Genomic DNA, 25,595 nt, shown 5'->3' with positions numbered 1-25,595 from the left:
AGTCCCTGCCCATCACCCGCCAGCTGGCTGCCGACTACAAGCGCCTGCTGGACAAAGGCATCCTCGGCAAGCACGCCTTTCTTGAAAGAGAACAGCGGCGCATGGATCAGGAGCGTGAGTTGGCCATTCAGCAGGCCCACGTCGTCGAGCTCCAGGCCGCCAAGCTGGAGGCCGAGCGCCGTCGCCAGGGCGTGATCGCCCAGACCCGCCGCACCATGCTCGACCTACAGCATGAATCGGAACAGCGCAGCGCCGCCCTGCAACAGGAGCTGGCCAAGGCCGAACAGCGCGACCGCCTGACCCGCCTCACTGCCCCGGTGGACGGCACCGTGCAACAGCTGGCCATCCATACCCCTGGCGGCGTGGTTACCGAAGCCCAACCGCTGATGGTCATCGTGCCCAAGGATCAGCCGGTGGAAGTGGAAGCCATGCTGGAGAACAAGGACATCGGCTTTGTGCGCGCGGGCCAGGAAGTCGAGGTCAAGGTCGAGACCTTCACCTTCACCAAGTACGGCGTGGTGCACGGCACCGTGCTGAACATCTCTAACGACGCGATCGAGGACGAGAAGCTGGGGCTGGTTTACAGCACTCGGATTCAGCTGAAGGAAAACAGTATCCAGGTCGGCGAGAGCCGCATTGAACTATCGCCAGGCATGGCAGTGCGTGCGGAAGTGAAGACTGACAAGAGAAAGGTGATTGATTACTTCCTGAGTCCGCTCAGGGAGTACCAGAACGAGAGCCTGAACGAACGCTAGTGGTACCGATGCCAGGGAGAGCGCATCCGGATGAAAGTGCTGTTCATACACCAGAATTTTCCGGGCCAATTTCGCCATATCGCGGCGCACCTGGCCCAGCAACCCGACTACCAGGTCCTGGCCATCGGACGGGACACGGCGCCCGGCCTGCCGGGCGTCAAGCTGCTGCGCTACAAGCCACACCGTACGGCGAGCCCGCAGGCCCACCCCTACGTGCGCTCCTTCGAGGACGCCGTGCTGCATGGCCAGCAGGTGCTGCGCCTGCTGCTGGACATGAAGGCCAAGGGCTACCGGCCTGACGTGATAGTCGCCCATCCGGGTTGGGGCGAGACCCTCTATGCCAAGGACGCCTTCCCCAACGCCCGGCTGATCCACTTCTGCGAGTACTACTACCACGCGCAGGGCGCGGACCTAGGCTTCGACCCCGAGTTTCCGCCAACGGTGGACGACTTCGCGCGCATTCGCAGCCGCAACGCCTTGCACCTGCTCAATCTGGAGAACTGCGACCAGGGCATCACCCCGACGCACTGGCAGCACAGCCTGCATCCGGCGGCATATCGCGACAAGATCCAGGTCATCCACGAGGGCATCGACACCGATCTGCTCGGCCCTGATCCAAACGCCACCCTGACACTGCCCAGCGGGCGGGTGCTCAAGGCCGGCGAGCCGATCATCACCTACGTGGCGCGCAATCTGGAGCCCTATCGGGGCTTTCACACCTTCATGCGTGCGCTACCTCAAGTGCTGAAAGAACACCCGACCTGCCAGGTAGTGATAGTCGGTGGCGACGGGGTGAGCTACGGCAGCAAACCCAAGGATGCGCCGAACTGGCGGACCAAGATGCTGCGCGAGAACCCGGTCGATCTGGAGCGGGTGCACTTCCTTGGCAAGGTGCCTTACGACACCTACCGCAAAGTGCTGCAGGTGTCGGCGGTGCATGTCTATCTGACGTATCCGTTTGTGCTGTCGTGGTCGTTGTTGGAGGCAATGGCGAGTGGGTGCCTGATTGTTGGATCAGATACAGCACCAGTGCGGGAAGTAGTTTCGCATGGCGAGAACGGATTCTTAGTTGATTTCCTATCACCACCAAATATCTCTATAGCAATAGGGCAGCATTTGCGAGAGGTCGTCCTGAGGCGGGCCTATAAAGCGGCGCCAGTGTTGTTAAGCGTCGCCCATTATGGGGTTAGGTCTGGAATTGAGAAATATGAAATTCTGCTAAAAGAGAATAATAGAGCTGATTTTTCATTTTGTATGCGAGGAGAAGCCTGTGAAATATAGGAAGGCCTATTTTGGGGTCGCAGCAATAGCTGTTTTCCTAGCTCTAGCTGCGGCATCCCGGATAATGTTTTTTGATGGTGAACTGCGGAGAAATGAATCAACAAATTTAGCCATATATCGTGTTGATCTTGGGGGTAATAGCTATTGCGTTCCCAAGGCATATTATCGCTGGAGCAACTCATTTAATGAAGGGGAAGGCATTGGCTTGGATTTGAGCCTTGACATTTCTTCACTTGAGGCTTGGTCTTTATATGTAGAAAAAAATGGATTTTCGGAGGGGGGCGAGCGCGAAGTTGGTGTCAAAGTGTTAGATCAGACCTTGGCTTCGCGGCAGAAAAGGTGGTCGCAATTGCTTAAGGCATCACCTAGAGCGACCCTTTCTAATGGATATTATCGTTACGAGGGGGCCGGCAATCCACTTGTAAATCTAGATTATTATTTAATACCTCAAGATAAAGCAGATTTCTCCTGGGTGTTAGGGTGTGTTTCAGGGGCGCGGTGTAGGCTGGAGTCTCAGTTAGATAAAGACATCTTTTACGAACTAAGCTTTGATGAGCGGCATGTGAGCCACCTGGTTGACCTTGAAAGTCGGGTTAAATTTTTTCTAGAAAAACAAATTTGCAATAAATAATGGTGAGGATTGAAATATGGAAGTTTCTTTGACTCAAAATGATGTTGCGCGCCTTTCGCAAATGCTTTCTGAGGGGGACCGAGGTGGCTTTTACTGGGAATATTATAAGCTTACCGGCGAGTACCAAGCTCTCATTCAAGGGCAAATAACAACTTACAGCGGGGCGTGGGGTGGCCTTGCTATGAGTGGTAATTATCTCGCAAAATTGATGAATCAGGAGAGTTACGAGCTCACGCTGGATAAGTTTAGCGCTGACATTATTGCGGGAACTTTGAGCGCTATTGTAGGGGACTTGGCTACTTCCAGCTTGGGGGGAGATGGAGTTCTCACTAAGACGCAAATGCAACGTGCGGACTATGAGACTTGGGCATCAAAAGGGCTGGGAGAGCTATTCCCTGGAAATCTGCAGTTTGCCATGTCTGCAGAAGGCTGGTCCTCATATAGAGATATAATATTTACGAGCGGGGCATTTAATGCCTCAAAGCTTGGCTTGATGAGTCTGGACTTTTTTTACTATGACACGGATTACACACCTGAGGAACTAGGTAATCGATTTGATGAGTTTGTTGGTGAGCGATACGAAAAAATTGATCTAACTGGTCATGCTGATTCAGATGGTCGCTTTCTGCGAGTTATAGATAGGCTGACTGGCCATACAGTTTTCATGCAGGATACCAACCCTCCAATTCCGTTTAATCAATGGTTAGCCACTGAGGTACCTGGGATACCACTGGCAAGAATTCCATCTCCTGTAGGTATTACATGGGAGGAGGAAGACTATAGGTCGGCATTGGATCCTGATTCGAAAGCGTATGTTGCTAGAGAGTCTCTAAAAGCATATCTGCAGTCAGATCAGCCGCCTGGGACAAGTTTTATACCTAATCAGGTTCCGCCAAATGTGTTCTTCGAGCATGAGTTAAATAACGGCGACTTCATAGACACTAAAGAACTGTGGCACCAAGAGATAATGAACAAGATCCAGGCTTTGGATTCAGGAGGCGTTCTTGATATTTTAAAGCGTGAGTTTTTGGTGAGTTTGTACTCAAATGATCCTGGAACTAAAGGGGTTGAGAGTTTTCTTCAATATGTAGAAGGGCTGTTCCTTAAACGTGATCGCTCGCCGGTGGGAAGTGTAGATGAATATGCCTCTAGGTCGTTGGCAGTTGTAAGGCACTTGGAGGGTATGGCCAATGTTGGCCAGATTGCTCGATTTGTAGACTTGACAACGTACTCCCCGTCAGAACTCACAGAGCTTGCCACTGCTAGTGGCGCGGATAGTCTTGCTTATAGATACGCTCTAGTTGAACTATCCCCACTAGCCCTCGTTGGGAATAGCGCAATCTACGCTGGGCATGCGAATCTGGAGTTGGATCTATTAAGTGAAAGCTGGCTGTCTGATCGCGCTGTAATGTTGAAGGCCTTAATCGATGTGGGGTTCGGCGATGTAGCACCGCAGACTCCATTTGCTTTCGATGATAAACACACGGGCCGGCGGACCGTAACCAGCCCTGAGAGTTGGTCAACTGATAACGGAGCAATAATTTTTGGCAGTTTAACTAAGGCCAACTCAGGCGACAATTCGCTGGATGGCTCCATTAAAAGTGACCGCATTTATGGTGGGAAAGAAGGTGATTTAATTAATGCGGGTGACTTAAATGACAGCCTTTATGGCATGGGTGGGAACGACACCCTGAAAGGAGACGACGGCGGTGACTATCTTGAGGGTGGTAAAGGTAGCGATCAGCTGTTTGGAGGAAAAGGAGCTGATCATCTTGCAGGGGGCGAAGGGGATGATCGATATGAATTTAGTAGCGGGGATGGTTTTGATCGCATCTCAGATGAAGATAATTTAGGGGTAATTTATATAAATGGACAGCCTTGTCCGGTAGGGAAGCGGACAACTCCGGAAGGTAATGTCTGGGTAAGTGAGTCGAAAGAAATAAGCTTCACGCTCCAAGATAATGGTGGAGGAAGCAAAAATCTCGTTATTGCTTATGGCGAAACGGATTACATTGTAATTGAAGGCTATGTTAGTGGCTCTTTTGGCATATCTCTAGAGGGCTATTCTGGAGAGGAAGATCCTGAAACTGAAATTCCGGAAACGCCTAGTCTAAATGTAATAAATGGTGATAGGAAACCGGTTGATCAGGATCCAGAGACTCCTGGAATTCAAGTTAGCAGGGATCAATGGGGCAATATTATTGTAGAGCCCAATGTCATCGAATCTGATCGAATAGATTATCTTCACGATACCGATGGCAGTGATGAGATATTTGGGCATGGCGGTGGTGATCAGCTAATGAGCTCTCATGGTGGGCATGACCGGCTTGTAGGTGGAGCCGGGGACGACCACTTATGGGGGGGCTCTGGTAACGACACACTTGATGGTGGCATTGGTAGAGACACGTTAACTGGTGATGGAGGAAATGATTGGCTAGATGGGGGGGACGATGATGATTATCTATATGGCGATGAAGGCAAGGACACTCTATTGGGAGGGGCGGGCCTAGATAGAATAGCTGCAGGTTCTACAGGTTCTCTCCTAATAGGTGGTGATGACTCAGATAGGCTCATAGGCCTAGGTGGTAATGATCATATATATGCTGCTGAATACATTAGTAGAGAGGGGCTGACCGGAACAAATTCTCAAACTAACAGTGGATCAGGTCGAGGAGATGCTTTATCCGGTGGCGCAGGCAAAGACATTGCTGTAGGTGCCGAGCAGAAAGACATACTACTTGGCGGCAGCGGAGAGGACCAAATATTCGGAGCCGCTGGGGATGATGTTATATATGGCGACTCTCAAATAGTTTGGAGTGCTACTGACTGGAGCGTAACACGCCGCATAGAGCGCGAAACGCACAGCACAGGCTTAGAGGTTAATAATTACATTGTTGATCTCGTATCAATGGGGATCTCCATCATGGAGAGCACTAACGATGATGATCATATCTATGGCGGCTTTGGGGAGGATTGGATATTTGGTGAACATGGCCAGGATTATATAAATAGCGGGGCAGATAATGATGTGGCTTTCGGAGGTCGAGGTAGTGATGTACTCCTAGGTGAGGCGGGGGATGACGTTCTCGCTGGCGATAATGGTATTAACCCATCAGGCCAAGATGGCTCCGACTATCTGTCCGGTGGTTCTGGGAATGATACTTTGTCTGGTGATGGAGGGGCTGATGCTCTTTACGGCGGAGCTGATAACGATCAGCTTTCCGGTGATAACTCTGCCATAGATTCCAGCCTTCATGGTGATGATTACCTAAACGGAGAGGATGGTAATGACAGCATGTGGGGAGATGGCGGCAATGACTCGCTATATGGTGGGAGCGGCAATGATCAGGTTGTGGGGGACAATGGAATTCTAGCTGGAGAATTCCATGGCCAAGATCTGCTTGATGGTGGGCAAGGTGATGACAGCTTATTTGGTGCTGGAGGCAACGACATCATTTATGGTGCGGCTGGAAACGATCAGCTATCAGGTGATTTGAATTCTTTGGACGCTGCCCATCATGGTGACGATTTCTTAGATGGTGGCGTGGGTAATGATTCATTGTTTGGTGACGGTGGAGATGATGCGCTCTATGGTGCAGAGGGTAATGACGTACTTATTGGTGATGGAAGTGGCATATCAGCACTAGCACAAGGAGACGATTCTCTTTTTGGGGGCACGGGAGATGATTCGTTAATTGGTGGTGGGGGAGATGATTTTATAAATGGCGGTTCGGGGATGGATTATGTCTCCGGCGGGGAAGGAAATGACACATACTTCTTTGGCTTGGGCGACAGTCAGCAGATTGCAACAGGCTACTCCGAGTCTATTCAAGATAGGCAGGGACAAAATATTCTCGAATTCGGAGCAGGAATAAGCTCCGAGAGCCTAATTATACAGAATATTGGCGGCGCAATTAGTATCAAGTACAGCAGCAATGATTCTTTTATTCTTGTTGATGGGTTTGGCGGCATCAAGACGGTTAAGTTTTCTAATGGCCAAGCTTTTAGCCTAGAGTATTTGTATGGCCGGAACTCCCATGATCAAGTAGATGTGACAACAATAGAAAGTGGCACGAGGCTGAATGGCAGCGCCATGGGCAATCAGTTGACTGCTACTGGAGGGAGTTCGGTGTTTGGAGGTGGGCGTGGCGATGACACGCTTACGGGCGCCGGGGGCGGGAATATCTATCTGTATGAGCGAGGCGGTGGTGCAGATCATATCTATGATACTACTGGACATATTTCACCAGAAGGCACTCCTCTACATAATCGCATTGTCTTCGGCGAGGGCATAGCGGTACAAGATGTCAGTATTTTCCCTGAGGGGGAGGGGGCTTTAGTAGTTCATATTGATGGTGCTTTTTCGGGTCGACTTATTCTCCATAATTTCAATTTAGATGATGTGGTAAGTAGTGTTTCTGTTGGGTATTTGGAGTTCAGTGACGGCACTATCTTGAGCACATCTGAACTATTGAGTAATGGTTTTTCTCTCATGGGAGATACATGGGGGGACCGATTGCTCGGTGGAAATTTGTCCGATCAACTATCAGGGTTATCGGGAAACGACACTCTTACAGCCGGTGGCGGCGACGACACATTGGATGGTGGCACCGGGGACGACTTGTTAGAGGGTGGCAACGGTGCTGATATTTATCTCTACGCCAGTGGGCAGGGCAACGACATTCTTTTCGAGACTGCCGATGGCAGTACTAACACCTTACGCTTTTCCCCCGGTCTAGATCCTTCCGATGTGGAGCTTGTCGCCGACTCTTCACAAAATTTGCTGATCAACATCAGTACCGGACACACCTTAGTGTTAGCCAACTGGCTAGCCTCTGGGGTGGCTCTGATACAGCGTATCGAATTCGCTGACGGTACAGTCTGGACCGATAACTGGATACGGCAGAACTTACGGGTGCAGATCGGCACTGAGGTTAACGATGTATTGGGGGCCCTGCCCGATCAGGGAGGGATGCTGTACGGCCTCGCTGGTAATGACACGCTTAATGGTAATACAGGCGCCGATCTTCTGGTGGGTGGTAAGGGTAATGATCAGTTAAACGGTGGTGCCGGTGATGACCATTACTCGATTGCGGATGGTGATAGTGCGGACATCATTTCTGACACTGCCGGTGTTGATGCAATTATCTATGCGGATAGCATCAGTTCTGGCGACATTACGATCCATCATGTGGGCAATGACCTAGTACTCGCTCATGCCAATGGCATTGATCGGATCTCAGTCAAAAACTGGTATAGCTATACCGATGGGCGAAGCTGGGTCGAAGAGGTTCGCTTTGCCAATGGTGCAGTTTGGAATGCTAACCAATTGACCCTTTGGGGCCTAGCTCAACAAGGTACTGGCATCGACGACATATTAGGCGGTGTTGCACTTTTTGCAGACACAATTTCGGGTGGCGGCGGAAATGATCAGCTTTCAGGACTAGGTGGTGATGACATCCTGAATGGTGATCAAGGCAACGACACTCTAGAAGGGGGGGATGGCAAAGATCAGCTCTTTGGTGGCGCAGGCGATGATTTCATCGATGCTGGTGCTGGAGACGATGTGATTTACGGTGGTGATGGCAATGACTACATCCTAACCCGGGGTGGGCTGGATGTAGTTTACGGTGGCGATGGGAACGACGTGGTGAAGGCTCAAGGGGCAGCCACTATCACAGCCGGGAAGGGTGAAGACACCGTCAGCGGCAGCAACGTGCAGCTCACTATCAGGTACGCCGAAGGAGATGGTGGCGATACTTACTACGACTTTGCGAATATTGAGTTCATAGATATGCTCCAGCGCGATTTTAATTATCTGCGCTCAGGCAATCATTTGAACATGGTGAACATAAATAATTACGGAGATCGTATCTGGCAAGAAAATTTCTTTTTGGCCGGTGCTGCGGGAAGTAAGGCTACTTACTTCGGCCTGAAGTTTTCTGATGGAACTCAAATTAATGACATCGCAGCAGGTCAGCTCAATGGGGTACTCCTAGATGCGCGCAAAATTGTAAATGACAGTGAGTGGATCAGTGTTCGCTATAATAGTACTAACTATAGCCCTAATGCAGACACTTATGGTCAATACACACGCCTGGTTGGAGGTGGATTCTTCTTGGGGGACAGTAAGGTCGGCAACGACATTCTGATTGGCTCCAACATGGCGGACACTTTCGTGGTGCGTGAGGGCAGCGACGTGGTCTATGGCCTAGAAGGAAACGACTCGATCACACTCTACGGAGGGAACGACACCGTGGCCGGTGGTCGTGGAGACGACTCCATTGATATACGTGCTGGCGGCACCATAACCGTACTTTATTCGTCTGGCGATGGCCGCGACAGCTTTCGCTATAACGGGACCCCGGGTGCATCCGCCGATATTTTGATCGAGGGCTACTCGTTAAGCTCGCTCACGTACAGCCGCTTGAACACGGATGCTTATCTGAACTTCTCCGGTTCGGACGGTATCGTACTCAAGGACTTCATCGACCTGTATAGCGGTGGCTTCAATACAGCATTCGCTAACACTTACATCCAAGTTCCCGGTGGGGAGACACTGACTGCGCAACAAATCCTAGACGCAGTGAAACTGAACGAAGCGCCACCGCAAGCAATGCTGGACACCGTATCGACAGTGGAAGGCCGGCCGCTGAGCATTGCTGCCAATGACCTGAAACTGAACGACTGGGACCCGGAAACCTCGTGGACTGACAATCTGCAGGTGACCGCCGTGGGTGGTGCGCTGCACGGTCAGGTAGCGTATGACGTCAACACAGGGGTGATCACCTTTATACCCGATGCAGGGTTCACCGGCATCGCTTCGTTCACCTATACGCTCTCGGATCGGATCAAAACTTCTGAGGGGCTGGTGAATGTCAGAGTCAACAAGAACTATGAAGTTGTCGAAGGTTCTTCCCTGGCCCTCTCGACTTCTCAGCTCCTGACTGAAGACGTGGATCCCAGCAACGATAGCCACCAAATTGTTGGTGTTGGTGACGCCTCAACCGGCAGTATCGAGTTTAACGCCCAAACTGGGCAAATCACCTTCGTGCCTAGTGCGGGATTCCGGGGGCAAGCCTGGTTTGAGTATGACGTCTCCGACGGGATGAACACCCGTCGCGAGAAAGCCTACGTGCTGGTAGGCGCGTTGCAGAATCTGACCGTGAACGGCACCAGCGGTGCAGATACGCTCGAAGGCAGCTTCGGCAACGACACCCTCAGCGGCTCGGGCGGCAATGACATCCTACTGGGGAGCAAAGGCAACGACCGCCTCAATGGCGGCACCGGTGCAGACACCCTTTCCGGCGGCTTGGGTAATGATACCTATGTGGTAGATAACGCAGGCGATGTAATCAACGAGAGCTTGGATAGTGGGGTAGACACAGTCGAAAGCAGCATTTCCCTGACCCTCGCCACTCACGTCGAAAATTTGCTGCTCACCGGAAGTAGCGCCCTCAACGGCACCGGCAATGCGCTGGACAATGTGCTTACCGGCAATACCGGTGTGAACACTCTGGTCGGCGGTGCTGGCAATGATCGGCTGGACGGTAAGGGCGGCGTCGACAAGTATCAGGGTGGTACGGGTAACGATACCTATGTCGTGGACAATGCCAGTGAGACGGTGACCGAGAACGCCAACGAAGGGATCGACACTGTGGAGTCCAGTGTCACCCTGACCCTGGGCAACAACGTCGAGAACCTGACGTTACTCGGTACCAGTGCCCTCAACGGCGCCGGTAATGCACTGGACAACGTGCTTACGGGCAACAGCGCGGTGAACACGCTGGTCGGCGGCGCCGGCAACGACCGGCTGGATGGCAAGGGGGGCATCGACAAGTACCAAGGCGGTACCGGTAACGACACCTATGTGGTGGACGGCGCTACCGAGACGGTGACCGAGAACGCCAACGAAGGGATCGATACGGTGGAGTCCAGCGTCACCCTAACCCTGGGCAATAACGTCGAGAACTTGACCCTCACTGGCAGCGCGGCTCTCAACGGCACCGGCAACACGCTGAACAACATCCTGATCGGAAACAGCGGTGCCAACAGTCTGAGTGGTGCAGCGGGTAACGACACCCTAGATGGCCAAGGCGGCGCGGATACTCTGACCGGTGGGACAGGCAACGACGCCTATGTACTGGGTCGCGGGTATGGCGCTGATACGGCTGTGGAGAATGATGCAACTGCCGGGAATGCCGACCTAGCGCAGTTCTTGGGAGGTATCGCTACTGACCAACTCTGGTTCCGCAAGCTGTCGAACAACCTTGAAGTGAGCATCATTGGGACTTCTGACAAGCTAACGGTCAAGGACTGGTATCTAGGCAATGCTTATCACGTCGAGCAGTTCAAGACCGCCGATGGTAAGACCTTGCTAGATAGCCAGGTACAAAATTTGGTCAATGCGATGGCTGCGTTTGCTCCGCCCGCTGCAGGGCAGACTTCGCTGCCAGAAAACTACCAGGCGTCACTGGCGTCGGTGATTGCGGCCAACTGGCAGTAACTTTCGGAGCATTGAACTCAGGCCTTCTTCCAATAGGCCTGAGTTTTTAGCACTGATCTCCGATCATCTAGCCTCAATGTTGAGCGGCTGCTTCTGGCCGGTAGCAGCCCATCGTCACCGGCTGAAATCGGCCAAAAGCAGGCAATCAGTGGCATCTACGGAGCTAGGTACTATTCAGACGTCTTCATGACGTGATCCTTGCGAAGATAGATGGCAAACTGCCTTCTAGGCAGCCTAGCCTCTTGCACAGGAGCTGTGCTGATAACCATGAATACAGTCAGAATCACCACGCCAAGGAGCGGCAATGTCAGAAGCTGAACTATCCAATCTCCTCCCCACGATGAAGGATCTGATTGTTCCGGCGATCATTGGTGCAGCGTTGTGGTTGGCTAGGAAGGTTCTTCCTGTCGTGTCCGACAAGCTCCACAAGGTAGGGAAGAGATGGGTTATAAGTGATCTCAGAAAAATCAGAAGCATCCGTAGATGCCCATTCGCAATTCAGCGCCAAATTGCTAAAGAGGGGGCACTTTTCAATGCCTTCCTCACTATCACTGTCATAATGCTCGGAGCGCTAATGCTGCTTTCGCGCCAAATGGCATTCAAAGAACAGCTCACGTACTTCAGCATCTGCATGACGCCTGTCCTAGTGCTGGAGTGGTGGTGGCTTATCGTTCGCGGCTTTAATGAACAATTACTCCAAGAGTCAAGCAGGGTTGGGCCTGGGTTCAAGCGCATCATTCCAAACCGTGAACAGTCCGCTAGGCGGAGTCAGGCACGTAAGCAACGCCAGGCAGAAATTGCGAAAACAATGTCGATGAAAAAGGCCGAAGTGCGAGTGGTGGCTCGTCGGCTGGCTTGATAGTACCGCTGTACTTGATAAGGAAAGCACTGTTAGGCGCACGCAGAAGAACAGAAACAATGTCAAAAAATATTGTCATAAAAATACCAAGCATTCTCGATCTTCAAAGCTCTCTTAAGATGTCAATCGACCTAGCATCGATCTCTGACGTTGAAAACATTGCTGTTGATTTTTCTGGCGTCGGCCATGTTGAACCCTTTGCAATGCTTGTTGCATCAAGCGAAATTCAACGTGCCGTCGCAAGAAATAGACCCGCAAAATTCGAGTGCCGAAACCACGAGAAGATGACCTATGCAGCACACATGGGCTTCTTTAAGGCCTTCGGAATAGATTTTGGTAATAATCCGGGCCAGGCAAAAGGAAGCTCACGCTACCTTCCTCTAACCATTCTCAAATGTGATGAACTCAGGCACCAAGCCCTGACAGAAGGAACAGAAGTCGGAAACATAATCGAGGAAAAGAGCAAGCACCTTGCTAGCATGCTTTGCAATGGAGCATCAGGAGATATCCATGACACACTTTCATACTCTCTTAGAGAGATAATGAGAAATGTAGTGGAGCACAGCGAAGCCAGTCAAATTGGGATATGCGCACAGTACTGGCCTACTCAGCACAAAGTCGAGGTTGCAATAATTGATCGAGGGGTTGGCCTTAGGACAACGCTCTCTCGAAACCCGCACTTAGATGTGAGTAGCGATAAATCCGCAATAAATTATGCACTTATGCCAGCAGTATCTGGTCGGGCATTCAAAGGATCCAGAACACGCCAACGTGGACCATGGGCAAACTCTGGGTTTGGCCTGTACATGACAAGCAGAATTTGTAGGAACGGTGGAAATTTTTTTATTGCTAGCGGCGACACCGGAATGTTACTCACCAAAGCCACAGAGGGTAAGCGTTACTTTTCTTGTTCCTATTCAGCGACAGCGGTTAGGCTTGTGATTAAAACCGACCAAATAATTTCTCTTGCGGAGTCGTTGAAGTCCTACCGCGAGGATGGGTACAAAATTCAGAGCAAGTATCGTGAGATTGTTAACATAAACCCGTCAGCCGCCTCTCTCATGCTGTCCGAAGATTTTGACCTGTCTGTATGGGAGAAAATTATCTCTGCTTTTAGCAAAAAACAGGGCAAGTAATAGACCGAAATGGGGACAGATTTATTTCCCTACTCTAAACGTCCGCTCCTGGCCGGTTGCTGCCTATCGCTACCGGCAGCAATGGGGCAGTCTCTGCCTTCGCGTCTCTGCCGCCCGCTGGTCAAGTCGGATGCAAGCGGGTGGTCAGCATCAATGCAATTGCCTGGTCAGATAAGTGCAATTTCGCATGCTGAAGAGAACTCTGGTTCCAGAGGACATGAGAAGCGGGTCAATAGCCATTTCAAGTACTGCTAATGAGCGTTATGGATTCCCGATACGATAGATTGAGCCCGCGAATAGGACTGCTTAATCAGCATGCATCCAGCCCAACAACGTCAGAACGGGCACAGTGAGGGACTATGGCACGGAAGTGGCTGAAGCAGGAGCGGCGGACAAAGGAAGAGCTTTTCGATGCCTTGGTGCGAAACGCTTTAGGTTTCGTCAATACATCCATCGACCACCTACAGCAAAAACCCAAGAATGCCATTGTCGATATGTACACGGCGATCGAGCTGTTCCTGAAAGCCCGACTGATGAAAGAGCATTGGACACTCATGCTCGCGAAGCCCGAAACCGGTGACCTACAAAACCTTGCCGTGGGAGATTTTCTGTCGGTCTACCTGGATGACGCGCTGAAGCGAATCCAATCGATTCTTGGCGAGAAAATCGACCAGGATGCTTCCGACAACTTCAAGGCCCTTGGCGAGCACCGCAATCAGATCGTCCATTTTGCCCACTCAGGCATGAATAATCCGAGTAAGACACAAGCCGGCGTGATTGTGGAAACGTGGGCATCCTGGCACTACCTCCATGCATTATTGACCGGCCCTTGGGAGGCGGTATTCCAGCCCTACTCAGTGGAACTCCAGGTGCTTAACCAACGCATGATGCGTCAGGGCGACTTCATCAAAGCCCGATTCGAGATCCTCAAGCCTCAGATCGAAATCCAGGAAAAGAAAGGCAACAAGATCGTTCCCTGCGGTCATTGCCACATGTCTGCCGCAATTGTCGGCGAAACCCATTCATGGGGGACCGACTACACCTGCATGGTTTGCGGGGTTGATGACACTGCAGTGGAAGAGTGCAACGCAGAATTACCCTGCCCCGGCTGCAATGCTCCGTTTAAATTCTTTCAAAAGGGTTTGCATGCCTGTCCTGCCTGCGGCCATCAAATCACCACCGACATCCTGATAGACCTCTGCACCAAACAATTTCCCGAGGGCGACGACTGGTGCGAGAAAGGCCACGTCCACATCGCATCCTGCCACAAGTGTCAGCACCCTCAACCCTCGGTATTTTTCATCGAGGGCATGTGGAGTTGCGTATCGTGCTTCGACCGTGGCTGGGGAGCAGTCGCGTGTGAGAGATGCGATGAATTCGTCACAGGTGACATGGAAAGAATCAAATACTTTGCCTGCCACAAATGTGAGCCCGACGTGAGAAAGCGTCTCTTGGGTTTGGCCGAGCCCGCCGAGAGCCCCACTGCTGAAGGCAGCTAAGGAATCACCGGTCGTGCACAATCGAAGGAGAGCCTTGATTGAGGTGTCCAGCGCTTGTGCACCCGATGCGAGCGCATCCAGCTCACCTGACCAGCATCGTATTGCCTGCCAAGCGCAGCAGCCTTGCAGAATGGGGCTGGCAATCAACCCAGAACAGTTGTCCATTCCATGGTGGTACGATGCCACTCCCAGCGGCCTCAGCTCCCGTATCAGCGCCACTATCGATTCGGTCAATAGGGAAGTGTCTAGCATTGAGACAGTTAGAGATTGAGAATGAACTAAGGGATGTCGTCAGCAGAATCATTAACCAGGTTGACCTATCGACTAAACAAGGCAGGCTTGACATCAACCTGTCGCTGGAAGACGCGCTGATTCCGATTCTGAAAGCAGCCTACAACCTACCCAATCTGATTAACCTCAATAGGCGGCAGAAAAACTTCCCCGGCATCGATCTGGGTGATGACCATGACCGTGTCGCCTTCCAGGTTACCGCCACCACTTCTCTGGAAAAGGTCAAAAAGACCTTGACCCACTTCGTCGACAAGCAGTTCTACAACACGTTTGATGAACTGTACGTTTTGATGCTGACCAACAAGCAGGCTTCCTACAGCCAGTCCGCGATTGACGCCATCACAAATGGCGCATTCGAGTTTTCAACGAAGAATCACATCATTGATCTTGGCGACATCCTAGCCAAGGTGTCCGGGCTTCGAATCCCCGCTCAGGAGCGGGTGTTGAATGACTTCAAAATTATCTTGGGGGACATCAAGGCATATCTGGACTTCAATGCTGAGGGAAACCTTCAATCTCATACACTGACTTCCAACCTAATTACGGTAACACCGCCTGAAAAAGTATACGTCGCCGAACTGCTGCTGAATGAGGCCTCAATCCTTGAGCAAGCCCGCGAACACCTGAACTTTCGAAAAAATAGTTGCTCTAGGCACAGCCTTGTGAAAATGGCCCTGCTGCTCAATGGATCTGGCACGGATGACTGGGTGGTTTTCGAAAATCGAATCTTCACCTTCGAGGACATCAACAACTCCAGTATTCGACATATCGTTGATGTAGGCACCATTGAAGCACTTGAGTCCCGCGACCTCTCCGAATCTGAGATCGACGACAATATCAATATTTTCAAGCTGCTTTTGAATAACCATGTGCGTGAGACCGTCAAGCCTCACAACATTGTGTATGACCGCCGAGAGAAGTTCTTTTTCTTCAAACCTCACAACCCAGACGACGAAGGCCGCAAAGAAGACTGGGTAGGGAAAAAGAAATCAACTCGTCGAGTTTACGAAAAGGTGATGTCCAAGCGAGAACCCACGCGTCTCGCCCACCATGTTCATTTATCATTCGAACTGAGCTTTACCAGCATTGCGCAGCAGTGGTACGCACTCATTGTGCCTAGTTGGCTTTATACTTATGATGGAAATCGCAAGTCTCGATTCCATGAGGATTTGCTATCAAAGCAAAAAAGACTTGAGTTTAACCAGAGCGTACGAAACATAGTTCGATTCCTAGCCTACTACTTGCGTTCAATCAACAACCCGATTACTAAAGCTTTACCTAATAACTCTGCCTCGACTCCTGCCCTGGACAGCCCTGCGAATGAAGTAGAATTCTTCGGCGAGCTATTAGAGATTACTTGCGAAGAAAAACTGGTAGAAGGCGAACAGATTGGCGCTGAGCCTGATGAGGAGTTAGCCCTTGAAGATTAAAATCCTCAAAGAGCCACTGCTGGAGTTCGGAAACGGCGCGCACATATGCCCTAGGACTGGCATCGAAACCCTGGGAGTTTATGACAAGCGCGATGAGCTGAGGCGTAGTGAACTACGCATTGGCATCGTCGGGCGCGGTGAAGGTGTTGATCTCCTGGACGAATGGCTGGACAAATGCAAACGCGGAATCGTCGGAAAGGAAGAAACCAAGTTCCCCAATCTGTTCCGGGGGTTTGGTGGCGTGGATGAATACCATGGGTTTTACACCAAAATTCTGTCCTCTCCCCAGTACACACGAACCCTGCAGAAGTCAGAAATCAACAACATATCGAAGATCACGGCCCGTGAAGACCGGGTCGTAAAATGCGTTGAGCTCTACTATGAGCAGATTCGATTTCTGTCCGAGAACCGCTCCATCGACGTCATCGTTTGCGTCGTCCCAAATGACATCTTCGACTCTCTAACCAAGGCGACTGGGGACAAAGACACCGAGTCGCTGGAAGCCTACCTGGAACACAACTTCCGTCGGCTTCTCAAAGCGCGTTGCATGCACCTGGGCATTCCGCTGCAACTCGTTCGCGAGAAGACCATCCTGTCAGTCAAACCCTCGATCGATCAGCAAGATCTCGCTACCAAGGCTTGGAATTTCTGTACCGCCCTCTACTACAAGGGCAACCGCACTGTGCCGTGGCGGTTGGTCGAGGACAAGTTCAAGCCCAAGACCTGCTACATCGGGATAGGGTTCTACAAGAGCCGGGATGGCGAAACCGTCTCGACCAGCCTGGCTCAAGTGTTCGACGAGTTCGGACATGGGGTCATTCTGCGCGGTGCACCAGTGTCTCTGGACAAGCGGGACAAGCGCCCTTACATGGACGAATCTCAGGCGTATGAGCTGCTCGACAGCGCGTTGGCTGAGTATGAAAAAGCGTTGATGCAGAAGCCGGCTCGCGTCGTGATCCACAAGTCCAGCAGGTTCAGGCCTACCGAAGTATCAGGGTTTTCCAGGGTACTGGATGCCAAGGGGATCAGGACAAAAGACTTGGTGTCGATCACGTCCACCGATATCCGGCTGTTCAGCGACAAGAACTACCCGCCAACCCGGGGAACGCTGCTGAGCCTGTCGGAAACTCAAGGCGTGCTCTACACGAAGGGGATTGTCGACTTCTACAAGACCTACCCAGGCATGTACATCCCAAGCCCGTTGCGCGTGGAAGCGTTTGAAAGCGACTCATCCCTGGAAGACCTGTGCAAGGAGATCCTTGGGTTGACCAAGATGAACTGGAACAACACCCAACTTGATGGACGCCTACCCATTACTTTGGAGTGCGCCAACAAGGTTGGGGACATCATGAAATACGTGGATACCTCGGAGAAGCCACAGGTCAGCTATAGCTTTTACATGTGAATCATTTAGGCCCATCAGTTCTGGGACATCATGCACGCCCGACATGACGAGAATTAGCCCGCTTGAATGTCGGGCGACAGTATTCTCTACTGCAACCCTTGAACCTGCGAAGGTGGCTCACTGCCGGAGGATGTGAATAGGTATTGGAGCATGCGCATGGCTGTCTAAGTGATGCAAATAGGTGCCGGAGGATGCAATTAACTGTCCACGCTGTGCGATTGGCTGGCGATTTTGGAAATCAGTGTAGTGGCGATTTTGCGTGCGAATCGGTGTCGATCAGGCATGCGAATTACTGTCGGAGTCGATGCGAATACTCATTCTTCGTCTTGTAGGCGTATCCGAGCTACTGCTTTTGGCCGTAAACGGAGCGAGCAAAATTAGGCGGTCAGAGCAGATTCTATAATCACTCTATAATTGACTATAAAGACCGCTCTAGGGCTGCCCGGCTGCCTTTGGGTACCAGGGAAAACCAGTAGATCTTTTGCTTGACCGATTGGCACCGATCGAGAAGACCTTCGCTGCCCAAGCCAGATTGAGTCCCCCCAAGTTGCGGGCTAGCAGCGGATACTCACCACGGGCAAGCACACGAGAATTCAAAGTATCAGCCCTGCGATAGCTCTTCTTTCCGGCAGGGGTCTCAGACAGTACACCCCTCCGCGTAGGCTGGTGCAAAAAAAATGCTGATTCCGCACAGGCAATCGCCAGAGCTATCCAACATCTGCTGAGGATTAGACGCTGACGAAGGGTGCCAAAATAGGCAGAGCAGCTTTTTCTTTCAGCCACTGATAGACCCATCGTTGGAGCAGATCTCCATCACACCCAGCGATGCCTCCTTTGCTTCCTGAACACGGAGTGTTCGCAGCCATAGCTGTATTGGATAGCGCCAACACTGCTGAAACAACCAAACAAAGTTGAGGAGGCGAGGCTTTATACAAACTCATAGTTCTGGCTCTTGGGTCTCGGTCGTTTTATAACGGGTCCGACGTCTCCCCCGAATTGAGTAGCGCTCAGGTTTAGAGTCCAATCCCAGTAACCAGGAGATTGGACATGAAGAAGCGTTTCACTGAAGAGCAAATCATTGGCTTTCTGCGCGAAGCCGAGGCCGGACTGCCGATCAAGGAGCTGTGTCGTCGGCACGGCTTTTCAGAGGCCAGTTACTACCTCTGGCGTAGCAAGTTTGGCGGGATGAGCGTGTCGGATGCCAAGCGCCTGAAGGAGCTGGAAAGCGAAAATGCCCGGCTGAAGAAAATGCTCGCTGAGTCGATGCTGGAAATCGAGGTCACCCGCGAGGCTTTGCGAAAAAAGTGGTGAGCGCACCCTCCCGTCGCGAGCTGGTGCGCCACATGACGGCCCGCGGCTTGAGTGAGCGCCGGGCGCTTCAGGTAATCCGCATGAGCGCCAGTGCGCTGCGCTACCAACCGAGGCCGGATCGCAACCAGAGCCTGCGCGAGCGCATTGTGGCCCTGGCACATCGGCATCGCCGCTATGGCGCCGCTATGGCGCCGCGATGATCTATTTGAAGCTGCGCCAGGCTGGCGAGGTGATCAACCACAAGCGGGTGGAGCGTCTGTATGCCGAGGCCCGCTTGCAGGTGAAAAGGCGTAAGCGCAAGAAGATCCCGATTGCAGATCGACAGCCGCTGGGGCGTCCACGGGCAGCCAATCAGGTCTGGTCGATGGACTTCGTGTTTGATCGCACGGCTGAAGGGCGTGTCATCAAGAGCCTGACCGTGGTGGATGATGCCACCCATGAGGCTGTCGCCATCGTGCCGGAACGAGCGATTGGCGGGCACTCGTTGACGCGCATCCTGGATCGTCTGGCCATGTCACGCGGTCTGCCCAAAGCCATCCGCACGGACAATGGCAAGGAGTTCTGTGGTCGGGCCATGCTGACCTGGGCTCATCAGCGAGGTGTGCAGCTGTTCCTGATTGAGCCAGGAAAGCCCAATCAGAACGCCTACATCGAATCGTTTAACGGGCGCTTTCGTGATGAATGCCTGAACGAGCACTGGTTCACCAGCCTACCGCACGCCAAGGTAGTGATTGAGTCCTGGCGCAGGGAATACAACGAAGAGAGACCGAAGAAAGGGCTTGGTGGGTTAACGCCATCGGCCTATGCCGAGCAACTGGCCTCGAAAGCCGTTACATTGACTCAGGACTCTAAAGCCAGCTGCTACTGAAGACGGGGAGACGTCGGGTCGCCCACTAATACCGCTCGCCCCTTGTCAGCGTCGCATCCAGCGGGAGGCGACCATCTTAGCGCCGCAGTTTTATCCTGTAGGTGAATCATCAGACGTCTCTCCAAGCACAGTCCCATGGAGCGCTCGGCGACAGCATCAACGCCAGCTTCATCCCAGCGAGTGATCTGGTAGGTGAATATCTGAGCCTCCAGATCTTCGCCCTCCGTGTGATGCAGAATCGTGGCGAGAGCCTCGTTACAGGTTCCTAGCTCGCGATAGCAGCGAACCTCGACCGCATTTTTTCCTGGGCTCTGATAGCCCTCGACTGCTTTCCATCCACCCCATATCACAATTTCCCCTTTTGTCTCATTGAAGATCAATGGAGGAATTGTTGTGCTCTCGAGTGGGGAAGGCTTCGTCAGCCAAAGCACCGAGTAAGTGGCGCAAAGGGCCGAGGTGAAGGCGATAAGCAGGTAGTTGATGTAACGCATTGGGCGTCCCTTCTGAAAATGGCCGTCCTGGCCGATGCGTAGAAAGTAGTGCACCCCGTGGAGGAGAGCCAGCCTTTGTTCTTAGCCAAAGGCTGGCGGTGGGTGCGAATGAGCGCCATCGAGCATGTGGCAGTGATAATGGCGGAGCTGAGGGCACTGTTGAAATGAGCCTAGAAATCATCAAAGCGCTTGTTGACGAGCTGACCGCCCTCTATGTCACCCCAGGCGTGCAGCCTGGTGACCTTGCAGACAATATCTTCGAAGATTCGTACGTCGAATCCGTATCGCGCAAAACGACAACCGGCGCCATTTTCGAAATTACTTTTGAAAAGCTTGATGAGGATGCTCGAGGAGAGTCACGATGCGGTAAACCTATAACCGCAACCGTTACCTGATGTTGGTGGAACAGAAGGTTTAGAGTAAGAAGTTCAGTGTGCAGTGGGATCGTAATTCCTGCATAAGGGGCAAAATTGAGAAACTTGAAGCGCTGTTGAATACAGAGCTACCAAGCGACTAGGTGGCGGCAATAATTGCCACAATGCCAAGTGACTTCTTGAAGCTTTTATCCAGGCTCCAGTTGGTAGCTTAAAAGTAGGATCGCAGCCGGTTACCTCTCGTCTATGCGCAAGCAACGTTTCTCAGTGACAGCGATGCCCCGCATTAGAATTCATCTGCCCAGTACAAATGCATTCTGCCGATTTCTTCTGGGCGGATTGTATCCTCGCAAAGTACCCGGAGATGGGGTTGGTAATCTAGCCAGGTGCTACAGTAACTCGGGTAAAAATTGTCAAAAATAAAGTTTAGAAAATCTGCCGCTGAAAGTGGTGCGCGAAGGGCTACTCTGCAATCAGGTGAGATCATTGTCATGTGTGCAATTGGGTGAATTATATCTTTTTTGACTAGGTCCTTGGTGTAGTCAAATCGTAGATAGCCTTGGCTGATTAAGTTGTTGTTGAGGTTGGTTCTGTCTAATTGGGCGAAAAAGTCTGCAATTTCAATTTCTGGAGGTCGCTCATGTATTATGCCTGTCCTTATGGGGCATGGGATATACATGTATCGATGACGATTAATCTCGGAGTCTTTTATTTCCCATTCTAATGACAATAGCGAGTAATCAGACAGGATTGCTGAGTATCTCTCTTCCGAGATTATTCTTATATATTCATCAATGCTTAGATTTTGAGTGTCGATCATTCCTATTTCAACGGCGGGCGCGACACTAAATAGTCGCGCCCCTCCTTGAGTGGCAAGGTGCGTGTTAACATGCCTGAAAATACCTTGCTCATAGCCGTTGTATAGAAAGCTGTTTAAGACTTGGGTGGCTGAAATGGGATTCATTGCGGCCCTAATCCTTTTAACACCTCTTGAATGTCGATGGGTATTTGTTCCCAGGGAACATTCTTGACTTCTTCCAGTACGTCTCTGACTTTGGCGAAAGAGTCACTGTCTTCAAGTACGAGGCTCTGAGCGTCAGCGGCGGATGAAAGCTGTGGTATGTCTACTTCATTCGGGTATTCGAAGTTCAACGAATACCCGTTGTCCACTATGTTGTCGTATTCGGCAACAATGCCATCGAAAGCAATAGTTGTTCCGCAAACATAAGCCCAAGCTCGGGACCGTGTTATTGCGGTGAATAGAATATTTCGCTTTTGCTTTAGCTCTTTGCCTTGATTGCAATAGTCTGCATCAATAACAAAGACAACCGGGGCTTCATTCCCTTTTGCTCTGTAAATATGGGTGATGGAGATCATCTCTTCGGAGAACAACGAGTCTCTTGATGAGTTCACTCCAGGTATGCGCCCTGCGAGCCCTTGCTTTTGCAATGCCATCAACATTTTTGCGGAAATTGACTTGCTTCGATACGTGTCTGGAATGACTATCAAAAAATCAGAGCATTGCAGATCTTCTTCGGCAATAAGTCTATTTATTTCGAATGCAACCCAGTTGTACTGCTCGCTCGTGTCGGAAAACTTTTTGAACTGTATTATCTCGTCCTGCTTTAGCAGTCTCGCAAAGAACTCAGGTACACTTTCTGGATCGCGAATTAAATCTACGTCTTCGCCAAACTCCAGAGAGCCATCCTTTACTTTGTATCCTAAGCGTTCCCAGATCTTAGGTTGTGGGAACATCTGCACTACAGGTTCTCTATATATCCCGAAGCCTAAGCCGTGAGCCACGACAAGGGATTCTGGAGGTGTGCGATAGCAGCGAGGAAGTACTATGTCTTCTTGAGGGTAATCCTCTTTGTTCTTAAGAGTGACAAGAGCATCGCCTTTCTTATCTACCCCAAATAAATCTTTAGGGGATGGGAGTTGAGTGTCGCCAAGGTTTTGCAGGTCGTCATATGCCCAAATTATTCGTTTTGGATCCTTTGTAATTTGGTAGACGAGCTTGAAAAAGGGCGACGGAAGATCCTGAGCTTCGTCAATTAAAACCATGTCAAATAGGTCGAGTTCGCGATCGCCTAAAGCATCAAGAGCTTCTTGGCAGGCACCGGTAAAAGCTGTTGCATATGTCCACTTTCTGGAGGCTGAAGAGAAATCGCGGTAGGGAGAGCCTATTTCATGAACTATTCTAGAGTAGATGCCCGGTTTGGATGAGTCTCCCCAGGAGTGCATAATATGAAGCTTAGTCCAATCCGGCTCGTCGTTGACTTGCGAATAAACAAATCTAGTTAGCAAGCTTTCAAACTGCTGATAAAGCGCCCGAGAGTTGAAAGTTATTGCAATGTCCCAGTCAGGTCGCTTGACGTGCAGGTATGCAGCCTTAAGAGCGAGAACAACGGTTTTCCCTGAGCCTGCAAGCCCTCGAATACGCTGTGGGCCGTTGACATATTCGATTGAGCCCCGCTTTTGCCAAAGATCCAAGTTGGCGATTTGCTCCTCAATTCGTTTAATTACTGCGCCGCGAGAGTCTGCTCGAGTGATATTTAAACGTTTCTTTTGGGGCTTGAGGTTAGAAATTCGTTGGATTGCAGCATTCAGATGTTGCTCTTGCTCTGGTGTCAGAGCAGACTCATCTATTGATTCGTAGAAGTCGCCTAGCAGATCAATTGATATCTCATTGAAGTCATCTTCCGTCTTGATGTCATCTGCGAGAGGGTTGATAGTTACTGTTGATATGTCAACTACAAGTGAGCGGCCTTTTCTTAGCTCTTTGAAGGAGTTAAGTCTGTTAAATAAGGCTGCATATAGTTGCTCTTGTCGTCCTGTCGATGCAGTAGAGATCATTGCGGGCGTGTAATCGGCTAATTCTCCTGCAGAATACAGATCGAATATGATAACGCCCTTGCTTGGCGACACCAAAAGTGCATCGAATTCAATTTTTCCGTCATCAATAGATAGGACGGGATAGCCGATGTAGAGAGTTCCGCTACAGTTAGAGTCTTTGACGCCAGAAACAAATTCTCGAACCTGTGTTAGGTCTGTATATTCGCCATATACAACGTCTAAATTATTAGCGGTCTGGTTCATTCTACACCGTACTCAAAAATTCTTTTGGTTAAGACGATTCACTTCACTTGTCACCGGAATGGCGTATCGGTAGTGATGCAAAAATGGCCATTAATACTGCCATTAATCTCAAGTGAGTGTGGGTAGCCAGAGGTATGTGAGGGCCTCTTACGCTCCTAGTCTCTAGATATGTAAGCGCAGAGGGTACGCCAACGAGGCTAAGACGTACACCGATCTGTAGGGTTACCCGTCCTCGGAGATTCCAGCGCGCCTAAAACCTGTTCATGCTTGCCAGTACTCGTTACTGCGCTTTCCCTAGGTAACCAACCCGGGCGCAGTTCTCGCCAATCAGGGGGCTAGTGGTTTCTAGGATTGCTTAGCGAAAACTATGAAATCGGTACTCTGCTCATTTCAGAAGAAAATGCTTGACGACATTTGATGCGCCGTGGCGGGAAATCGAAACCGGCGTTCTGGATCGCACTGCGCACGCGATCCTTGCTTTCCTTGACCGCGGTTTCCGGCAGGCCGACCAAGGTCAGGGCCGGCAGGCCGTTGGCCAGGTGCGCCTCGACGGTGACGGGCGGCGCTTCGACGCCGACTTGGGCACGGCTGTGGACGATGGCGAGGGACATGGATCACTCCTTGATCACATGCCCGCCGAGCTTTATTCGGCGGGTGGGTTCTGCCTGGCTTCCAGCTCTGCCAGCTTGGCTTCTAGGGCTTCCAGGCGCGCACGGGTGCGCGCCAGCACGGCCATCTGGCTGTCGAATTCTTCGCGGCTGACCAGGTCCAGCTTGCCGAAGGCGCTCTGCAACAGGGCCTTGAGCTGGGCTTCGATCTCGCTGCGCGGCAGCGGGTTGTCACCGCTGAACAGGCGCGAGGCGTGGCTGGCGAGGGTATCGAGAATGGCTTTGGGCGGCAGCATGGCGGGGTCTTTTCGTTGATCAACCGCGGCAGTGTAGCACGCAGGCTGCGGCGCTCAGGGCGTGCGCGGGCAATGCACGGTTTTTGCCCATGGTCGGCGCCGGCATTGCACCAATGCTGTGCAATGACTGTCCGGTCGCTGCGCGGGAGTTTTCCCGAATAGGGCCTAACTGCATGAAACAGTGGCCTTTTGGCATAGCTGGCAAGCTTTCTGCTTAACACCCTGTGACGCGTGCACCGATGCAGTACCGGTGCGCAGGCTGAGGCGGGGGAGTGCCTCACCGGATGCGGTTGGTGAGCATCGAATCGGCGGCTGATCACGGCGATCGATGCGTTTCAAAAGCCAGACACTGCGCTTAGACTTGAGCCGGGTTCGTTTTCCTGGGGCGAGTCCATCCAAACGGGAGAGAGTTTCATGAAGCTAGTCACTGCCATCATCAAGCCGTTCAAGCTGGACGACGTGCGCGAGTCGCTGTCGGAGATCGGCGTGCAGGGCATCACCGTGACCGAAGTCAAAGGCTTCGGTCGGCAGAAGGGCCACACCGAGCTGTATCGCGGCGCGGAGTACGTGGTCGATTTCCTGCCCAAGGTGAAGATCGACGTGGCCATCGCCGACGACCAGCTGGATCGGGTCATCGAGGCGATCACCAAGGCGGCCAACACCGGCAAGATCGGTGACGGCAAGATCTTCGTCGTCAATCTGGAACAGGCCATCCGCATCCGTACCGGCGAAACCGGCACCGACGCAGTTTAAGC

General features: G+C 51.6%; 15 protein-coding genes and 3 pseudogenes. 12 read left to right on the top strand and 6 right to left on the bottom strand.

What is annotated here, in order from left to right; genetic code table 11:
• The 9 genes from PA6_RS06440 to PA6_RS06405 all read left to right on the top strand — a co-directional run.
• Window positions 1-755: HlyD family type I secretion periplasmic adaptor subunit (locus PA6_RS06440; protein WP_021700088.1), on the top strand; the 755-nt coding region annotated here is incomplete at its 5' end.
• Window positions 756-785: 30 nt separating this feature from the next.
• Window positions 786-2,036, top strand: coding sequence for a glycosyltransferase family 4 protein (locus tag PA6_RS06435; RefSeq protein WP_021700087.1), 1,251 nt, complete (start codon window positions 786-788; stop codon window positions 2,034-2,036).
• The gene (locus PA6_RS23345) at window positions 2,026-2,667 is read left to right on the top strand and encodes a hypothetical protein (protein ID WP_021700086.1); all 642 of its coding nucleotides are present in this window, start codon (window positions 2,026-2,028) and stop codon (window positions 2,665-2,667) included. Before PA6_RS06435 ends, PA6_RS23345 begins: the two co-directional genes overlap by 11 nt.
• Window positions 2,668-2,683: 16 nt before the next feature.
• Window positions 2,684-11,173, top strand: coding sequence for a calcium-binding protein (locus PA6_RS24425; protein WP_021700085.1), 8,490 nt, complete (start codon window positions 2,684-2,686; stop codon window positions 11,171-11,173).
• Between the two features lie 304 nt (window positions 11,174-11,477).
• Window positions 11,478-12,032 (top strand): hypothetical protein, encoded by a 555-nt coding sequence (locus tag PA6_RS06425; protein ID WP_021700084.1) that lies wholly within the window; start codon window positions 11,478-11,480, stop codon window positions 12,030-12,032.
• Between the two features lie 59 nt (window positions 12,033-12,091).
• Window positions 12,092-13,168 carry a sensor histidine kinase gene (locus PA6_RS23340; protein ID WP_021700083.1) on the top strand — a complete coding sequence of 359 codons (1,077 nt, stop codon included), beginning with the start codon at window positions 12,092-12,094 and terminating at the stop codon, window positions 13,166-13,168.
• Between the two features lie 359 nt (window positions 13,169-13,527).
• Window positions 13,528-14,667 carry a hypothetical protein gene (locus PA6_RS06415; protein WP_021700082.1) on the top strand — a complete coding sequence of 380 codons (1,140 nt, stop codon included), beginning with the start codon at window positions 13,528-13,530 and terminating at the stop codon, window positions 14,665-14,667.
• Window positions 14,668-14,732: 65 nt separating this feature from the next.
• Window positions 14,733-16,388, top strand: coding sequence for an SMEK domain-containing protein (locus PA6_RS06410; RefSeq protein WP_254843323.1), 1,656 nt, complete (start codon window positions 14,733-14,735; stop codon window positions 16,386-16,388).
• Window positions 16,378-17,793 carry an argonaute/piwi family protein gene (locus tag PA6_RS06405; protein ID WP_021700080.1) on the top strand — a complete coding sequence of 472 codons (1,416 nt, stop codon included), beginning with the start codon at window positions 16,378-16,380 and terminating at the stop codon, window positions 17,791-17,793. Before PA6_RS06410 ends, PA6_RS06405 begins: the two co-directional genes overlap by 11 nt.
• Window positions 17,794-18,399: 606 nt before the next feature.
• On the opposite strand, the pseudogene PA6_RS24170 reads toward PA6_RS06405, so the two are convergent.
• Window positions 18,400-18,734 (bottom strand): annotated as a pseudogene (locus tag PA6_RS24170) (hypothetical protein); the annotation flags it as partial.
• 106 nt (window positions 18,735-18,840) lie between these two features.
• Between PA6_RS24170 and PA6_RS23335 the strand changes: the two are divergent.
• Window positions 18,841-19,972: pseudogene (locus tag PA6_RS23335) on the top strand (IS3 family transposase).
• Here the strand turns inward: PA6_RS23335 and PA6_RS06390 are convergent.
• Window positions 19,966-20,463 (bottom strand): hypothetical protein, encoded by a 498-nt coding sequence (locus tag PA6_RS06390; RefSeq protein WP_021700077.1) that lies wholly within the window; start codon window positions 20,461-20,463, stop codon window positions 19,966-19,968. The pseudogene PA6_RS23335 and the gene PA6_RS06390 sit on opposite strands and share 7 nt — an antisense overlap.
• Window positions 20,464-20,627: 164 nt before the next feature.
• Here PA6_RS06390 and PA6_RS24165 point away from each other — a divergent pair, with 164 nt between their 5' ends.
• Complete coding sequence (locus PA6_RS24165; RefSeq protein WP_254843324.1) at window positions 20,628-20,858, top strand: hypothetical protein; 231 nt, start codon at window positions 20,628-20,630, stop codon at window positions 20,856-20,858.
• A gap of 265 nt (window positions 20,859-21,123) precedes the next feature.
• On the opposite strand, the gene PA6_RS22695 is transcribed toward PA6_RS24165, so the two are convergent.
• The 4 genes and pseudogenes from PA6_RS22695 to PA6_RS06375 all read right to left on the bottom strand — a co-directional run bounded on the left by PA6_RS22695 (window position 21,124) and on the right by PA6_RS06375 (window position 24,840).
• The gene (locus PA6_RS22695; RefSeq protein WP_021700075.1) at window positions 21,124-21,801 is read right to left on the bottom strand and encodes a DUF2290 domain-containing protein; all 678 of its coding nucleotides are present in this window, start codon (window positions 21,799-21,801) and stop codon (window positions 21,124-21,126) included.
• Window positions 21,798-23,936: a DEAD/DEAH box helicase gene (locus tag PA6_RS22690; RefSeq protein ID WP_021700074.1), complete on the bottom strand. Its 2,139-nt coding sequence runs from the start codon at window positions 23,934-23,936 to the stop codon at window positions 21,798-21,800. The genes PA6_RS22695 and PA6_RS22690 overlap by 4 nt, the downstream gene beginning before the upstream one ends.
• Before the next feature lie 416 nt (window positions 23,937-24,352).
• A pseudogene (locus PA6_RS06380) lies at window positions 24,353-24,547 on the bottom strand (magnesium chelatase domain-containing protein); the annotation flags it as partial.
• 32 nt (window positions 24,548-24,579) lie between these two features.
• Window positions 24,580-24,840, bottom strand: coding sequence for an accessory factor UbiK family protein (locus PA6_RS06375; RefSeq protein WP_021700072.1), 261 nt, complete (start codon window positions 24,838-24,840; stop codon window positions 24,580-24,582).
• A 414-nt stretch (window positions 24,841-25,254) separates the two neighbouring features.
• Between PA6_RS06375 and glnK the strand changes: the two genes are divergently transcribed.
• Window positions 25,255-25,593: a P-II family nitrogen regulator gene (gene glnK, locus PA6_RS06370; protein ID WP_021700071.1), complete on the top strand. Its 339-nt coding sequence runs from the start codon at window positions 25,255-25,257 to the stop codon at window positions 25,591-25,593.
• Window positions 25,594-25,595: the final 2 nt, after the last annotated feature.

The organism is Aquipseudomonas alcaligenes NBRC 14159, assembly GCF_000467105.1.
In the GTDB taxonomy this organism is placed as follows: Bacteria; Pseudomonadota; Gammaproteobacteria; order Pseudomonadales; family Pseudomonadaceae; genus Aquipseudomonas; species Aquipseudomonas alcaligenes.
This window is presented reverse-complemented; position numbering and strand designations above follow the sequence as displayed.

Bases quoted from the DNA above. Each gene is read 5' to 3' on its own strand.
- PA6_RS06435 (WP_021700087.1), top strand. From the start codon at position 786: ATGAAAGTGCTGTTCATACACCAGAATTTTCCGGGCCAATTTCGCCAT.
- PA6_RS24425 (WP_021700085.1), top strand. From the start codon at position 2,684: ATGGAAGTTTCTTTGACTCAAAATGATGTTGCGCGCCTTTCGCAAATG.
- PA6_RS06425 (WP_021700084.1), top strand. From the start codon at position 11,478: ATGTCAGAAGCTGAACTATCCAATCTCCTCCCCACGATGAAGGATCTG.
- PA6_RS23340 (WP_021700083.1), top strand. From the start codon at position 12,092: ATGTCAAAAAATATTGTCATAAAAATACCAAGCATTCTCGATCTTCAA.
- PA6_RS06415 (WP_021700082.1), top strand. From the start codon at position 13,528: ATGGCACGGAAGTGGCTGAAGCAGGAGCGGCGGACAAAGGAAGAGCTT.
- PA6_RS06410 (WP_254843323.1), top strand. From the start codon at position 14,733: ATGCGAGCGCATCCAGCTCACCTGACCAGCATCGTATTGCCTGCCAAG.
- PA6_RS06390 (WP_021700077.1), bottom strand. From the start codon at position 20,463: ATGCGTTACATCAACTACCTGCTTATCGCCTTCACCTCGGCCCTTTGC.
- PA6_RS24165 (WP_254843324.1), top strand. From the start codon at position 20,628: ATGAGCCTAGAAATCATCAAAGCGCTTGTTGACGAGCTGACCGCCCTC.
- PA6_RS22695 (WP_021700075.1), bottom strand. From the start codon at position 21,801: ATGAATCCCATTTCAGCCACCCAAGTCTTAAACAGCTTTCTATACAAC.
- PA6_RS22690 (WP_021700074.1), bottom strand. From the start codon at position 23,936: ATGAACCAGACCGCTAATAATTTAGACGTTGTATATGGCGAATATACA.
- PA6_RS06375 (WP_021700072.1), bottom strand. From the start codon at position 24,840: ATGCTGCCGCCCAAAGCCATTCTCGATACCCTCGCCAGCCACGCCTCG.
- glnK (WP_021700071.1), top strand. From the start codon at position 25,255: ATGAAGCTAGTCACTGCCATCATCAAGCCGTTCAAGCTGGACGACGTG.